This window comes from Flavobacterium bizetiae (assembly GCF_024271895.1).
Taxonomy (GTDB): domain Bacteria; phylum Bacteroidota; class Bacteroidia; order Flavobacteriales; family Flavobacteriaceae; genus Flavobacterium; species Flavobacterium bizetiae.
Window position 1 is genome coordinate 1,686,371 of sequence record NZ_CP091861.1, and the last position, 15,941, is coordinate 1,702,311.

At 33.4% G+C, this 15,941-nt stretch carries 15 protein-coding genes; 6 read left to right on the forward strand and 9 right to left on the reverse strand.

From position 1 onward, the window contains the following. Positions 1-49: 49 nt before the first annotated feature. Positions 50-2,605: a translocation and assembly module lipoprotein TamL gene (gene tamL, locus L0669_RS07545; RefSeq protein ID WP_263762482.1), complete on the reverse strand. Its 2,556-nt coding sequence runs from the start codon at positions 2,603-2,605 to the stop codon at positions 50-52. Between the two features lie 37 nt (positions 2,606-2,642). On the opposite strand from tamL, the gene L0669_RS07550 reads away from it, so the two are divergent. Then, a complete protein-coding gene (locus L0669_RS07550; RefSeq protein ID WP_263762483.1) occupies positions 2,643-3,371 on the forward strand; it encodes a TrmH family RNA methyltransferase in 729 nt (242 codons plus the stop codon). A gap of 9 nt (positions 3,372-3,380) precedes the next feature. Here the strand turns inward: L0669_RS07550 and porT are convergent, their stop codons facing one another. From porT to L0669_RS07570, 4 genes are all read right to left on the reverse strand, one after another. Then, entirely contained in the window at positions 3,381-4,091 is a 711-nt protein-coding gene (gene porT / locus L0669_RS07555) for a type IX secretion/gliding motility protein PorT/SprT (protein ID WP_263762485.1), read from the reverse strand. 1 nt (position 4,092) lies between these two features. Continuing rightward, on the reverse strand, positions 4,093-4,824 hold the full coding sequence (gene ubiE, locus L0669_RS07560) for a bifunctional demethylmenaquinone methyltransferase/2-methoxy-6-polyprenyl-1,4-benzoquinol methylase UbiE (protein ID WP_173970877.1): 732 nt from the start codon (positions 4,822-4,824) through the stop codon (positions 4,093-4,095). A 588-nt stretch (positions 4,825-5,412) separates the two neighbouring features. After that, positions 5,413-5,895 (reverse strand): dihydrofolate reductase, encoded by a 483-nt coding sequence (locus L0669_RS07565; protein WP_173970878.1) that lies wholly within the window; start codon positions 5,893-5,895, stop codon positions 5,413-5,415. Positions 5,896-5,908: 13 nt separating this feature from the next. Then, entirely contained in the window at positions 5,909-6,253 is a 345-nt protein-coding gene (locus L0669_RS07570; RefSeq protein ID WP_173970879.1) for a 2TM domain-containing protein, read from the reverse strand. A gap of 236 nt (positions 6,254-6,489) precedes the next feature. On the opposite strand from L0669_RS07570, the gene L0669_RS07575 reads away from it, so the two are divergent. Next, positions 6,490-6,786, forward strand: coding sequence for an isoamylase early set domain-containing protein (locus tag L0669_RS07575; protein WP_173970880.1), 297 nt, complete (start codon positions 6,490-6,492; stop codon positions 6,784-6,786). Positions 6,787-6,838: 52 nt separating this feature from the next. Here L0669_RS07575 and L0669_RS07580 read toward each other — a convergent pair whose 3' ends face one another. The 4 genes from L0669_RS07580 to L0669_RS07595 all read right to left on the reverse strand — a co-directional run bounded on the left by L0669_RS07580 (position 6,839) and on the right by L0669_RS07595 (position 10,415). Then, positions 6,839-7,690: a thymidylate synthase gene (locus L0669_RS07580; RefSeq protein WP_263762487.1), complete on the reverse strand. Its 852-nt coding sequence runs from the start codon at positions 7,688-7,690 to the stop codon at positions 6,839-6,841. A 75-nt stretch (positions 7,691-7,765) separates the two neighbouring features. After that, positions 7,766-8,389: a bifunctional nuclease family protein gene (locus L0669_RS07585; RefSeq protein WP_042566126.1), complete on the reverse strand. Its 624-nt coding sequence runs from the start codon at positions 8,387-8,389 to the stop codon at positions 7,766-7,768. Between the two features lie 165 nt (positions 8,390-8,554). Then, positions 8,555-9,523, reverse strand: coding sequence for an electron transfer flavoprotein subunit alpha/FixB family protein (locus L0669_RS07590; RefSeq protein WP_173970882.1), 969 nt, complete (start codon positions 9,521-9,523; stop codon positions 8,555-8,557). A gap of 145 nt (positions 9,524-9,668) precedes the next feature. Beyond that, positions 9,669-10,415: an electron transfer flavoprotein subunit beta/FixA family protein gene (locus L0669_RS07595; protein WP_173970883.1), complete on the reverse strand. Its 747-nt coding sequence runs from the start codon at positions 10,413-10,415 to the stop codon at positions 9,669-9,671. A gap of 491 nt (positions 10,416-10,906) precedes the next feature. On the opposite strand from L0669_RS07595, the gene L0669_RS07600 reads away from it, so the two are divergent. The 4 genes from L0669_RS07600 (at position 10,907) to L0669_RS07615 (ending at position 15,880) form a co-directional block, all read left to right on the forward strand. Next, positions 10,907-11,884, forward strand: a complete 978-nt coding sequence (locus tag L0669_RS07600; protein ID WP_173970884.1) for a pyruvate dehydrogenase complex E1 component subunit beta — start codon at positions 10,907-10,909, stop codon at positions 11,882-11,884. A 70-nt stretch (positions 11,885-11,954) separates the two neighbouring features. Continuing rightward, entirely contained in the window at positions 11,955-14,456 is a 2,502-nt protein-coding gene (locus L0669_RS07605; RefSeq protein ID WP_263762489.1) for a DUF5686 and carboxypeptidase-like regulatory domain-containing protein, read from the forward strand. Positions 14,457-14,639: 183 nt separating this feature from the next. Then, the gene (locus tag L0669_RS07610; protein WP_263762491.1) at positions 14,640-15,239 is read left to right on the forward strand and encodes a DNA-3-methyladenine glycosylase family protein; all 600 of its coding nucleotides are present in this window, start codon (positions 14,640-14,642) and stop codon (positions 15,237-15,239) included. Between the two features lie 110 nt (positions 15,240-15,349). After that, positions 15,350-15,880, forward strand: a complete 531-nt coding sequence (locus L0669_RS07615) for an inorganic diphosphatase (RefSeq protein WP_065449271.1) — start codon at positions 15,350-15,352, stop codon at positions 15,878-15,880. Positions 15,881-15,941 lie beyond the last annotated feature (61 nt).

The following is a 15,941-nucleotide window of genomic DNA, read 5'->3' on the forward strand; positions in this document are numbered from 1 at the left end:
TTTTAGTTGTTTTTAGTTTTTAGGTTGCAAAAATAAGAATTAATTAGCATTAGAAAGGATAATTTATCCCAAAATTTAAAACCGAATGGCCAAAATTGTATTCTTTGAACCAACGGTCTCCCTTCTCATGCGCCGGATTATAAGTCTTAAAGCCTAAATCTAAACGAATAACAAAAAAGCTTAAATCGTAACGTAAACCAAATCCTGATCCTAAAGCAATTTCAGCTAAATCGTTTACGTTGTTAAATTTTGCCTTTTCGTCGATGACATTATCGAGCACATTCCAGATATTTCCGGCGTCTGCGAAGATCGCTCCCTTCACATCTCCAAAAACTTTAAAACGAAATTCTGCGCTCAATGCAATCTTCATATTCGCCTCATTAAAATCGTTTGCAGCGTTCGTGCTTCCCGGACCCAAAGAGTAAGGTTGCCATGCGCGGTTATCATTTGAACCTCCTGAATAATAACTTCGTGAGAACGGAATGTAATCTGAATTACCAAACGGAATGGCTATCCCGAAAAAGCTTCTCACGGCCAATACTTTTTCTTTTCCAAAATCCCAGTGTTTGATATAATCAAATTCGGTTTTAATGTATTCTGAATATTCTAAGTTGAAAATTTCGTAGTTACCTCTCGAGTTTTCAGGAAGTTTTGCAATGCTTGAAATAGCAGATAATAAAGTACCTGCAGATTCTATTTTGGTTTTAAACTGGTAAAAAGTATTATCAGCAAGATCCTTTTTAGTGGTTTTGGTAAACGTATAACTTGTTGCTAGAATAAAATCATTTTCTGTCAAACGAATTCTTCTTTCTTCTATGCTTTGTACGTCTTTATATTCTGCATCTCCTGGTCTTAATACAGTTTGGTCGGCTAATACTTCTTTCGTAAAGTTATTTGCTCCATCGGGAATTGTTAAGTTTCCATCATTGTCAATATTGCCTGGTACAGTATTGTAAGTTCCTGCAATGTTATTTAATTCATTATATGAAGAAGTATAAACCCTGAAATAGTTACTTGGATTTAAATTGCGTACAAATTGTGCATTAAGCAATTCAAGTTTTGCGGTGTTATTTCGTTTTGGAGACCAATTGTAAGCAATACCTCCTGTGAAATTTTCTTTATCTAAACCAATATTCCGTTGTTTAGAGAAACCTGCAGCAATACTTGTAGAAGGAATCATCCTTTTTGGAATAATTTTCTCCGTTCCAAAAGGCAATAGAATCCTCGGGAAGTTCAGTTTTAAATCAAGACCATATTCAGATACGTTAAAGAAATTATCGTTAGGATTGGCCATATCTTTTGACGAACCTACATTTAAACGCGCCGAAATTTCAAGTGTTTCAGCTCTGTTAAATACATTTCTAATCGTTTCAGAAATACTGGCTCCAATACCAAAATCCTGAATATTAGAGTGAGTTACGTCAAGCGAAGCGCCAAAACTATATTTCTTTCTGGGTGTCAAATAAACATTTGCAATTAAAGATTGTGCCGTTGAGTCGCGTTTGTCGACTTCGTATTGAATCGAAGGGTAGTTAAAGATTTTTAAGTTATTTAAATACCTTGAAGAAAGTGTTGTTCTCGTGTCAGAAAAAACACCTCCTTTATTGATGAAAACGGCATCAGTAATAGCGCGAGGTTTGTATTTTAATTTTTTGTGACTGTACAAATTAAAGTTGTTGTACGTTGTACTGTCTGTTATTTTTGTTTTTGCATTTGCAGCAGAATAGTCTGTGTAAATGTTAACATCACTTATTTTGTATAATTTAAAAGGCTCCGTTCTGCTTGAATCTCTTTCCTGAATATTGTTGTTGTTAACGATTAAAGTTACGTCAGCTTTATTCTTTTTACCAATGGTGTCAATATCAAAAGTAACATAAGTGGGTTGAAAGAAATAAGCTCCGTGATTTCTAAAATAGGTAGTAAGTCGATTTTTTTCATCTTCAAAATCAGCAGTTTTATATTGTTTTCCGGATTTTAAAAATGAAGGCTCATTGTTGGTTCTGTATAAAGAATCCAGAGCAGGAGTCTTGATATTAGTTTTAATCGTATCTAAAGTATAGGCCGGACCAGTTGTAATAAGATAATTTATTTTGGCTTTTTTTCTGGCAACACTATCAATACTATAATCAGTTGCTACATTAAAATAACCATTATTAAAGTAATAGAATTTTAAACGTAAAAGAGATTTTTTTGTTTTTGCGGTATCAATAACAACAGGAGGTTCTCCTGTACTTCTAAGGAATTCATGAATACCTTTATAAAGAAAAGATTGTCCAAGACGATCTACTTGCTTTGCTGATAATATTTTTGCCTGACGTTCGTATAAACCAGGATGATTTTTAAATTTTGCCTGATAAGTAGAATCCGGATTTAAGTTGGCTAAGTTGTATAAGTTTAAACGCAAACGATACCCAAGCAAAGTACCATTTGGTTTTTGATACATCTGATTAGACGCTATTTCATCGTTCGTAGCCTTTCCGTTTACGAGAATTGTGTTTTTTACAAGAAGGTTTTTTCCATCTGGAACTCTTTTTACAGCATTACAACCGCAAATAAATGTTGCTATTAGAATAAATGCTGTTATTTTTGTGGAATTCTTTTTCAAGTGTTCTTAAATATTTAATTCAAAAGTACATTATTTTATGGTTAGTAAAAACCAAATAAAACTTATATCAAGTTTACATCAAAAAAAGCAACGTTTTGCAAATCAATTATTTTTCGCCGAAGGAGTAAAAGTAATTCAAGAATTGTTGTTATCCAATTTTGAATTAGAGCATTTATATACGACTCTAAATGATTTTGAAGAAGTTCATTCTTCAAAACGTACGCTTATTTATGAGCAGGAACTTAAAAAAATTAGTGCCTTATCAACTCCAAATTCATGTTTGGCGGTTTTTAAAATTCCATCAGAAAATAAAATAACCAGTTCGGGTTTGATTTTAGCTCTCGACGATATTCGTGATCCCGGAAATTTAGGAACGATTTTACGTCTTTGTGACTGGTTTGGTATCAAACAAATTATTTGTTCTAAAGAAACTGTCGATATTTATAATCCAAAAGTAGTTCAGGCAACTATGGGGTCTATTGCCAGAGTAAATGTGAATTATGTTGATTTGAAAACTTTTATTGCTGAAGCTAATATTCCTGTTTTTGGAACTTTTATGGATGGCGAAAATATTTATCAATCTAATTTACCTCAAAGCGGAATCATTATTATGGGTAATGAAGCGAATGGGATTTCATCAGAAATTGAAAAAATAGTTACAAGCCGACTCACAATTCCTAGATTTGGAGAGCTGCAAAAAACCGAAAGTTTAAACGTAGCTACTGCAACAGCAATTATTCTTAGTGAGTTTAAACGAAATAGTTAAGAATTTGTTTTAATGAAAAGTAAAATTAATTAAAATAGCTCTTGACTTCATAGAATCGATATTATCGGTCCATGGGCTAGGTCCTTTTGCTGGATTATCGTGAATTAATTCATTCGTAATACCAAACATACCTCTGATAGAAGGAGAGAAGATAAAGTATTCAGAGAAGAAATCAATTCCAAAACCTACTTCGTAAGCTGCGGTCCATTGTTTTGTTCTAAACTTTCCTTCAAAGTTATCGTCTTTAGATTTTGCGTTGCTGGATAAATTTAGCGTTGTAGACATTCCTCCTACTAAATAAGGGCGAATGTTTCCGGTACGCAAAGACGAAAACTTTAATAATAAAGGAAAGTGAATATAAGTACTGTTTACTTCTCTTAAATAATCTTTCTCTAAAGGTTGATTTGGATAATACAAATCACGCTTAGTATAATACAAACCTGGCTCAAAACGCAGGTTAATATATTCCTGTAATCTTAAATCGGCTACAACACCTACATTAAAACCAGTAGTCTTTTTTACCTGAATATCCGGACCGGGAGTTTTGTAGTCAAATTTAAAATCAAAACTATTAAAACCTAAATAATATCCAAAATACAAGCGTTGTTTTTGCCAGTTTTCAAGATTTATAATGGGGTCCTTGCTGAACATGCTTTTAGCAAATTGAGAGTATCCGTTTGTCGTTAAGACTAATAAAAGTAAGACTACAGTTTTTTTCATACTATTTTTTAGATGCAGAATAAATGGTGGCAACCCCAAAAGTTTGAGGCATAGCTACAACATCTATAAACCCAATTTTTCTCAAAATATTGTTTAACGCTTCACCATAAGGAAAAGCAGCAGCAGATTCAGACAAATAACCATAGGCAGAATTGTCTTTAGAAAACAGTTTTCCAATAATAGGAAGTATGTTTTTGCTGTAAAATTTATAGCCTTGTTTATAAGGTGTTTTGTCCGGAACAGAAGTTTCAAGAATTACAAAAACGCCATTAGGTTTTAAAACTCTTAAAATTTCAGCAAATCCTTTTTCTAAATGCTCAAAATTTCGCACTCCAAAACCAACCGTTATAGCATCAAAATAATTGTCCTCAAAAGGTATTTTTTCAGAATCTCCCAAAACCATATCGATTAAATTCGATAATCCTTTTTCTGCGATTTTCTTTTTTCCAACTTCCAGCATTCCTGCAGAAATATCAAGACCAATAATTTTTTCTGCATTAGTTTGTGCCATTAAAATAGCCAAATCACCAGTTCCTGTAGCAATATCAAGAATAACTTTTGGTTTTTTATCCGAAACTATTTTTAATACTTTTTTTCTCCACTTAATATCGATTCCAAATGAAATTACGCGATTCAAATTGTCGTAGTTCCCTGAGATGTTATCAAACATTTGGGCAACTTGCTCTTTTTTACCTAAAGAAGAGTCTTTATATGGGGTTATTTTTTCAGACATTTTTTTTATTTACGCAAATATAATACAATCTGACTTAACTGTAATTGAGTTTTTGAAATTGTAAATTAATTGTTTTAGCAGGAGGCTTTTAATTGTTGATAGATGCTGGATTTTTGACCATCACCAAAAGTGGGTATTTTGAAAAAATCACTAAAAGTGGGTATTGTGGGACATAGATTTTATGGCCAACTTTGCTTCAGTTAAAAAGATAAAATTTTAATGATTGATTGAATTAATGACTTGAATCAAATGAATATTTTTTTCGCCTTGGTAATTTCATTTGTTCTTGTAAGTAGCTTTGAAAGTATTGTTCTTGGGGCCAATACTCTTTTTAAAGCGCGAAATACGTTCTTAGGATTAAATTTGTTTTTGGAAATTTTAATTTTCTTGCCTTTAATATCTTAGTGGTATTTGTTATTAAAGGCACTTTGAGATTCGTTCTCATTTAACATTAAATGTTATTCAGTTATTCAAATGTTTCTTAACATTTGTGATTTTTTTTCCAAAGCTATTACTCGAATGAGTCAGATTTAAAAATCAATCGTTTTAAAAAACATCCTTCACAAGAGGATGTTTTTTTTTGTTTTATTATTTTCTAATGTATGTTTCGTAAGTGTAGTCAAAAAGATGTTTTTCATCTTTAAAATTTTCTTCAGATTCTACCAGCTGCCACTCACTTTTATTGATTTTTGGAAAAAAAGCATCCGCTTCAAAAGTATGGTGAACTTTGGTTATTTCTATAATATCAGTATAAGGTAAGGCTAGATTGTAAATTTCGCCTCCGCCAATAATATACGAATCTTCGTTTTCAGGACAGGCAGCAATAGCTTTTTCGATGCTATCCACTACAATACAGCCTTCCGGATGATAATCTTTCTGGCGTGTTATTACAATATGAACTCTGTTTGGAAGTGGTTTCGGGAAGCTTTCAAATGTTTTTCTTCCCATAATAATATGATGATTCGTTGTAAGCGATTTGAATCTTTTAAAATCATTTGGTAAATGCCAAACTAATTCATTGTCTTTTCCAAGTGCGTTATTTTCGGCAACAGCCGCTATCATTATAATCATAGCAATCTAGTAACTAAATTTTATTTTCGGTATCCTCAATTATTCTGGATTCTAATTGACTAATTCTTTTTTGTTGTAGACCAACAAGTCTGTCAATTTGTTCTCTTTCCCATTTTTTATTCATGAACCTGTCTGTGATGTATACCTTGATAAAGTGCAAAATAAAGATAAAGAACCATATCGTAATTCCCCAAACACACCAGTTTTGTTCTGTGTTAGCGCCAAAACCGAAAAATCTGTTGGCAATAAATAAAAATAAACTTCCCAGGAGAAAAAGTACAAAATGAAAGTATAGAATCTTCTTTTGTCTAAGTCTTCTTCTGGCATATTCGTATTGTTCGTGCACTTCTTTTTCCATAAGATATTAATGAGGTTATAAAGTTAAAATTTATTTTCTAATGACCGTATTTAGATGCTGGAATATTTCTCCTTAAATGCGCTGAGAGTTTGAAATCCAAAATTTTAAGCAGATTTAATTATTAAATAGCTAAAAAAATATTCGGTTTTTGATATTATCATAAATCGGTTGTGAAGGTATCGAAAATTCATCTGAATTTGTGTAATTTAGTCTATGAATCTAAAAACTAAATAGTTATGTCTTTAAAGAAACAATTTATTAAAACGAAGCCGGTAGTTAAAGTTACATTTTCTATAGATGCTAAAGACGCAAGTTCGGCAGCGGTTGTTGGCGATTTTAACAACTGGAATGTTGAGGAAGGAACTTTGAGTAAGTTGAAAAATGGCACTTTTAAGGCCACTTATGACTTAGTTAAAGATGCAATTTACGAATTTAAGTACGTAATTGACGGGAGTTATGTAAATGATCCTGAAGCAGATTCTTATAAATGGAATGACTTTGCAGGAAGTGAAAATAGTGTTTTAGTAGTATAAAAAGACAGTATAAAAAAATCCGCTTAAATTTTTAAGCGGATTTTTTTATAATTTATACAGCAACACTTCCTTTTATTCCCGCATGCGGTTCGTAATCTACAAGTGTAAAGTCGTTATAATCAAAATCAAAAATATTTTTAATCTCTGGATTTAAGATCATTTTTGGTAATGGTTTGGGCTCACGTGTTAATTGCAATTCTAATTGTTCGAAGTGATTGTTGTAAATGTGCGCATCTCCAAACGTATGGATGAATTCACCATATTCTAAATCACAAACCTGTGCAATCATCATCGTTAACAACGCGTAAGATGCAATATTGAAAGGAACTCCTAAAAATATGTCAGCACTTCGCTGGTACAACTGGCAGGATAATTTTCCTTTTGTTTCTCCTTTTTCAAGATCAGGACTACTTACATAAAACTGAAAAAAGGCATGACAAGGAGGTAAAGCAGCTTTGTTATTGGCTACGTTTTCTTCAAATGACTTTTTAGTATCTGGTAAAACAGAAGGATTCCATGCGGAAACCAACATTCTGCGGCTATTTGGATTTGTTTTTAGTTCTGTGATTAATTCAGAGATCTGATCAATTTCTTCGCTATTCCAATTGCGCCATTGATGTCCGTAAACAGGACCTAAATCTCCATTAGAATCTGCCCAGGCATCCCAGATTTTTACTCCGTTTTCCTGAAGATATTTTATATTCGTATCACCTTTTAAGAACCAAAGTAATTCGTAAATGATCGATTTTAAGTGTAATTTTTTGGTTGTAACCATTGGGAAACCTTCACTTAAATCAAAGCGCATTTGGTAGCCAAAAACACTTTTGGTTCCTGTTCCTGTTCTATCTCCTTTTTGATTACCGTTTTCTAAAACGTGTTTTACCAGGTCTAAATATTGTTTCATTTTTTGTTTATTCGGTTATTCGTTTAATTGTTTAATCGATTTAACGAATAAACAAACCAACGATTAAACAATAATTTATCTTTTAGAGATTTCGTCTCTGATTTTTGCTGCTTTTTCATAATCTTCCTGCGAAACAGCCTGATCTAAAAGTTCATTTAATTCCTGTAAACTATGTTTTGCATAAACATCTCCGGATTGATTGCTTTCTTCTTCATGACCAAAAGTTTCCGGATTAGAAAGTACATCATCAATTTCCTGAGAACCCTGATCAGTTTCTGCAGTATTTGATTTTAAATAGATACCAGCTTTGTCTAAGATATTTTTATAAGTAAAAATCGGAGCGTTGAAACGTAAAGCCAATGCAATTGCATCAGATGTTCTGGCGTCGATAATTTCTTCGATTTTATCTCTTTCGCAAATTAAGCTCGAATAAAAAACGCCATCTACAAGTTTGTGAATAATCACTTGTTTTACGACAATATCGAATCTCTCAGCGAAGTTTTTGAATAAATCGTGCGTTAATGGGCGAGGAGGTTTTATTTCTTTTTCTAAGGCAATAGCGATTGACTGGGCTTCAAAAGCGCCAATAACTATTGGTAATTTTCGTTCGCCATCAACTTCGTTCAAAATTAAGGCATAAGCGCCATTTTGAGTTTGACTGTATGAAATTCCTTTTATGGATAATTTTACTAGACTCATATATGTGGGTAAAAAAGGGCAATTATTGCCTCATTTTAAGACTTTTTTTGATTGAAAAATAAAGGTGCAATTTTAATCAAAAAATATGGAACAAAAAAGCCACCTAAAACAAAGATACGATTATCTTGTTTTTAGGCAGCTATATTTTTATAGAGAATTTTTAAATTAAGAATGTTGCGCTTTAAAAGCTTTTAATTTCTCAATTAATTCAGGAACAATTGTAAAGGCGTCTCCAACAATTCCGTAATCAGCAACTTTAAAGAAAGGAGCCTCAGGATCGTTATTGATTACTAATTTTACTTTTGATGAGTTAATACCCGCAATATGCTGGATTGCACCAGAGATTCCTATTGCAATATATAAATTTGTTGCAACTGGTTTTCCTGTTTGTCCAACGTGCTCGCTGTGAGGTCTCCATCCTAAATCAGAAACAGGTTTAGAACATGCTGTTGCAGCGCCTAATACCGCTGCTAAATCTTCAACTAATCCCCAGTTTTCAGGACCTTTTAATCCACGTCCGCCAGAAACTACGATATCAGCATCAGCGATAGATACTTTTCCGCTTACTTTTTCTACAGATTCTACTTTTACCCCAAAATCATTGTCTCCAATTGATGGATTAAAATCTTCTTCAGTTGCAGATCCTGCACTTTCGAAAATTCCGTAAGAGTTTTTAGCTAAACCAAGAACTTTTACATCAGTATTGATCTCTGTGATATTGAAAGCTTTGTTTGAAAAAGCATTTCTTTTTACCTGAAAAGGTGAAGTGCTAACCGGTAATCCAACAACATTTGATGCGAAACCGGCATTTAAAGCCACGGCAACTAATGAAGAAAGATAAATACTGTCTGTAGTCGAAGAAAGTAAAACTACTTTTGTTCCTTCTTTTTCAGCAGCTTGTTTGATAACATCGGCGTAAGCCTTAGCAGTAAAACCAGCTAATTTATCGTTAGTTACTTTTAATACTTTGTCTACTCCGTATTTAGATAATTCGCTTACATCGCTAATGTTAACTGTTAAAGCGGTTACGGTTGTACCTAGAGTTTCTGCTACTTTTTTAGCGTAAGAAGCTAATTCAAAAGCAACTTTTTTAAATTTTCCTTCTGCAGATTCTGCGTATATTAATATTGACATAATAATTTTAGATTTTAGATTTTAGATTTCAGATTTTAAAAATTGAAATCTAAAATGATTATTGATTTTAGATTTGAAGTGAATCAAATGTTGAGTTTTAGATTTTGCGTTGCGATCAGCAATCTAAAATCTAAATGCTACAATCTTAAATCACCTTAGCCTCGTTGTGTAATAAATTGATTAACTCATCTAAATTATCAGGAGAAACTAATTTTACTGCTGATTTTGGAGCTGGTTTTTCAAATTTCACCGCTTTTGTATTTACAGGAGCGTCAACCGGCTCAAGAATAGTAAGTGCTTTTGTTCTTGCAGTCATGATACCTCTCATGTTCGGGATACGCAAGTCTTTTTCTTCAACAAGACCTTTTTGACCGCCAATGATTAATGGTAAAGTTGTGCTTACAGTTTCTTTTCCACCATCGATTTCACGAACCGCTTTTACATTGCTTCCGTCAACGGTAATAGCTGTACAAGAGTTTAAAAAGTTAGAACCTAAAATTCCTGCAATCATTCCAGGAACCATTCCACCATTATAATCAAGAGATTCTTTTCCTGCAATTACAAGATCATAACCTCCGTTTTTAATTACTTCGGCCAATTGTTTTGCAACAAAAAAACCATCAGTTGGGTTAGCATTTACACGAATAGCTTCGTTTGCACCAATTGCTAAAGCTTTACGCAAAGTTGGTTCAGTATCAGGTCCTCCAACATTTACTACAGTTACAGTAGCGCCTTGTTGTTCCTGAAACCAAATGGCACGTGTCAAACCAAACTCGTCATTAGGATTAATTACATATTGAACACCATTGGTATCGAATTCTGAGTCGCCATTGGAGAAGTTGATTTTTGAAGTAGTATCAGGCACGTGGCTGATGCAAACTAATATTTTCATAAGTATATATTTTATATTTATAATATGCTTTTACAAATTTAGAAATTAAAATCGGAATAAAATACTATGCATGCATAATATTATTTAAAAACTATTACGATTTCGCAGATTCTGAAATTTAGAAGCTGTTTTGCTATATCTAAAAATAAATAATTCATTCATTTCTGTTGATTCTTAGGAATTTTGCAAATCAGGCAATCTGCTCAAGTGTTAAAGTTTAGTCTAAATTATACTACTTTTCGAATTCTTACGTTCTAGTGAAAGAATTTGATAAAATAAAAATCAAACAAAAAGAGTTGAGTTTGTATGATAAGCACTTTATGAGCGAAATAATTACAATTATATCGATTTCGTAAATGTCACAATAAATTTTAAAAAGTTAAAAGCGCAAGGTATAAGGAAGTTCATGTGATTTTAAATCTAATTTATGCTTTTAAGTTATTTAAAATATTTATTTTTGCTCTTCAGAAAATTCAACATACAATATAAATATGAGAACAATACAATTTAGAGAGGCCATTTGCGAAGCGATGAGCGAAGAAATGCGTCACGATGAATCCATATATTTAATGGGCGAAGAAGTTGCAGAATACAACGGAGCATACAAAGCTTCAAAAGGAATGCTTGCTGAGTTTGGCGAAAAAAGAGTAATCGATACTCCAATTGCTGAGCTTGGTTTTACAGGAATAGCAGTAGGATCAGCTATGAACGGTTGTCGTCCTATTGTAGAGTACATGACTTTCAACTTCTGTTTAGTAGGTATTGATCAAATTATAAATAATGCTGCTAAAATGCGTCAAATGACAGGTGGACAATTTAATGTGCCTATCGTTTTCCGCGGACCAACTGCTTCTGCAGGTCAATTAGGAGCAACTCACTCACAAGCTTTAGAAAACTGGTTTGCAAATACTCCGGGTCTTAAAGTGGTTGTGCCATCAACTCCTTACGATGCAAAAGGACTTTTAAAAGCTGCGATTCGTGATAACGATCCGGTAATCTTTATGGAGTCTGAGCAAATGTATGGTGACAAAGGTGAAGTGCCAGACGGAGAATACACAATTCCTTTAGGAGTTGCTGATATTAAACGTGAAGGAACAGATGTTACTATCGTTTCTTTTGGTAAAATCATCAAAGAAGCTTTTATCGCTGCTGACGAATTAGCTAAAGAAGGTATTTCTTGCGAAATTATCGACTTAAGAACAGTTCGCCCGATGGATAAAGACGCGATCTTAAAATCTGTAAAAAAAACAAATCGTTTAGTGATTCTTGAAGAGGCTTGGCCATTCGCTAGTATTTCTTCTGAAATTACTTATATCGTTCAAGAACAAGCTTTCGACTTCCTTGATGCGCCAATTCAACGTATTACAACAGCAGATACTCCTGCACCGTATTCTCCGGTATTATTAAAAGACTGGTTACCAAATGCAGGTGATGTAGTAAAAGCAGTTAAAAAAGTGTTATACAAATAATACACATTTAAAATACTCACAAAACTTCATCATTCATAGTTAATTGATGAAGTTTTTTTTTGCCCAGACGATGAAAAGAATAATTTTACTCAGCCTATTTTTTGTATTCGCATTTGCGACGATTGCTACTGCACAAACTAAAGTGAGCGGAATTGTTTTGGACAAGTCTAATCAGCCGATACCTTTTGCCAATGTTGTGTTCAAAGGTTCAAACACCGGAATTGTTTCTAATGAAGACGGTCGTTTTTATCTCGAATCGCCAACAACTTACACTGCTTTATTGGTAAGTTCTGCAGGATTCTCAGATAGAGAAGTTTCATTAGACAAAGCGGTAAACTATGATTTTAAAATAGTTTTAAGCGAAGCTGAGGCATTAAATGAAGTAGTAATTTTTACCGGAAAAACATCTAAAAAAAATAATCCGGCATTAGACATATTGAGAAAAATTTGGGAACGAAAACGTAAAAACGGTTTGTACCAATTCAATCAATACCAAATGCAAAAGTACGAGAAGGTTGAGTTCGATATGAACACAATCGATAGTGCTTTTATGAAAAACAAACTCTTCAAAGGAATGGAGTTTGTATTTAAACATGTTGACACATCTGATGTTACGGGAAAAACCTATCTTCCAATTTTTATCAACGAATCAGTTTATGATGTTTACGGAGATAACAAATTAAAGAAAGTAAAAGAGAACATTACAGGAAATAAAATGTCAGGTTTTAATGGAAACCAACAAATTCTTTCATTCGTAAAAGACCTTTATTCAGATTATAATATCTACGACAATCACCTTAAGTTTTTCGATAAAAGTTTTACAAGTCCGCTTTCAAGAACCGGAATTGACGTTTATAACTATGTTTTAAAAGACAGTGCTTTTATTGATAAAAAATGGTGTTATAACATTGTTTTTTATCCAAGACGTAAAAACGAATTAACCTTCAAAGGAGACTTTTGGGTAAACGATTCTACTTTTGCGATCAAGAAAATTAATATGGGCGTTACCAAAAGTGCCAATATTAACTGGGTAAAAGATATTTATATCGAGCAGGAATTCGAGGTAGAAAACGATTCTGTTTTTCTGTTAACACGCGACTACATGATGTCGGATTTTGCTTTAAATAAAAAAGAAAAATCAAAAGGTGTTTACGGAAAACGAACAACGCTCTATCGTAATCATAAATTTAATATCCAGAAACCAGAGAAGTTTTATAAAGAAGAAGTCAATTATATAGACAATGCTGTTTATGAACGACCGCCTGAATTCTGGGAAGAAAATCGTTTCGAGAAATTAAATAAAGACGAAGCCGGTATTTACAAAATGCTGGATACGCTGCAAACCGTCAAGCGATTTAAACAATTATATAGTCTCGTCTCTATTTTAGGTAGTGGTTATGTCGAATTTAAAAACTTCGATTTTGGCCCCATATTCTCGACTTTTGGTTATAATGAAGTCGAAGGATTAAGACTTAGAGCAGGAGGAAGAACCTATTTCGGCCCAAATGATCCATGGCGTATACAAGCTTATACGGCTTACGGTTTTGATGATAATAAATTCAAGTACGGAGTTTCAGGAAAATGGATGCTTGACAAGAAAAAGCGAATCATTATTTCCGGAGGAAACAGACGTGACATCGAGCAAATTGGTGCCAGCTTAACCACAACAAATGATATTTTAGGACGAAGTTTTGCGTCATCAGCCTTATTTACAACAGGAAGCAACGGAAAACTAACCAATATTAATCTGAGCAACGTTTCGATCGAAATGGAACCTTTAAAGAACTTTGTTGTTCAGGCAGGTGTTTCATACAGGACATTAGAATCTGCTTCGCCAACTTTTAGTCTCGATTATTATACAACGCTGCCAACCGCCGCAAATCCTGCCGGAGTAGTACAAAGTGCAGTAAAGCAGTTCGAAGCCAATGTTCAGTTTGAGCTTATGCCAAATCGTAAAACTATTGGTTTTGGTGTAGAACGTAGTCTTGTAGACAGCCCGTTTAGTCATTTCTTTGTTAACTTTAGTTACGGACTAAAAGGAGTGATGCAAAGTGATTTCGCTTACGAAAAAATACAATTATTCTACAAACAACCTATTATAATTGGACCACTAGGAAGATCGAACATTATCCTTGAAACCGGAAAAACCTTTGGTACAATTCCTTTAGGATTAATGAGTGTTATTCCTGGAAACCAGACTTATTTTACAATCGAAAATACGTTTAGTAACCTGAATTTCTACGAATTTATTACAGATCAGTATACTACTTTACAATGGAATCATGATTTTGGAGGAAGATTATTCGCCAGAATTCCATTTATGAGAAAACTAAACTGGAGAGAATTTGTTGGAGTAAAAGGAGTTTACGGAACAATTTCAGATGCAAACAGAGCGATCAATGCTTCGGGATTACCGTACAATGCGCCAGAAAATGTATATTGGGAATACAACGCCGGGATAGGAAATATCTTCAAAGTATTCCGTATCGATTTCTCCTGGAGAGGAAGTTATTTAAACACTCCGGATGCTAATAAATTTGCAGTAAAAGGATCTTTCGGATTCTATTTTTAAGATAATTAGAGCGAAATAATCTCGCAGACACGCCAAGTCGCTAAGTTTTTATTACTAGCAACTTGGCGTGTCTGCGAGATTATTTTTTAATTTTAGGAGCTATTCCCGCTATCCGTTCCAATCTTTTGTGCTGAACCCCGGCACAAAAGGATTTCCACTTCTATCGGGGCTAAAAATCACGTCATGAAAGAAGCTATCGATTTTCTATCCACAAAAAATCCTGTATTTCAGGAAATCATCGATAAATATGGATTGCCGCCAATCCCAAAACGTCCGCAAGGTTTCGAAACTCTGGTATTATTGATTCTCGAACAACAAGTTTCTATAGATTCGGCGAAAGCCACCTTCTTAAAAATAAAAGCTTACACAACTTGCAATCCGGAAACGATGTCGGTTTTGACAGATGAAGAATTTCGTGTTTTAGGCGTAAGCCGGCAAAAAACAAAATACATCAAAATATTAGCCGGTGCTGTTTTAAACAAAGAATTAGATATAGAAAGTTTAGCTGTAAAATCAGCAAAACAAGTTCGGGAAGAACTCATCAAACTAAAAGGAATCGGAAATTGGACAATCGATATTTACTTAATGTTTTGTCTTCAGGAGCCGGATTTAATTCCGTTAGGCGATATTGCAGTCGTTAATACAATCAAAGAATTATTGAATATTCACGACAAAAACGAAATGGAAATTCATGCTCAGCAATGGAGTCCGTATCGATCTTATGCGACATATTTGCTGTGGCATTATTACTTAAATAAGCGAAATAGGAAAATTACATATTAACTGTCTGTTATTTAAAAGAAAAGTAGGCATATTAATGAAGTTTTTTATTGTAAAAAAGGATTGTTTAGTTACTTTTGCAATCGAAATTATAGAAAAAATAAAAAACGAAAATGACCGCAGACAAATTAACAACTTTCGATGTTTTAATCGAAATACCACGTGGAAGTAGAAATAAATACGAGTACGATTTTGAAATCAAAAGAATGCGTTTCGACAGAATGTTATTCTCTTCAATGATGTACCCGGCAGATTACGGATTTATTCCTGAAACTTTAGCACTTGACGGAGATCCTCTTGATGTATTAGTTTTAATCAATGAGCCAACTTTTCCTGGTTGTGTGATAGAAGTAAAACCAATTGGAGTTTTCCATATGGCAGATGATAAAGGACCAGACGAAAAAATTATCTGTGTACCAGTTTCAGATCCAATCTGGAATTCATTAAATGATCTTTCAGATATTAACGGTCACTTATTAAAAGAAATCGAGCACTTCTTCCAGGTTTACAAAGACCTTGAAAACAAACAAGTAGATGTAGAAGGTTGGGGAGATGTAAACGAAGCATTTGCAATTATTGCTGAGTGTACAAAGCGTTTTGATGATATTGAAAATAAACCAGAGGGATTATTTAGTATTAAATAATTTTTACCCTATTCTATTATAAAAAAAGCAATACTGCCGTCAGGAGTATTGCTTTTTTGTT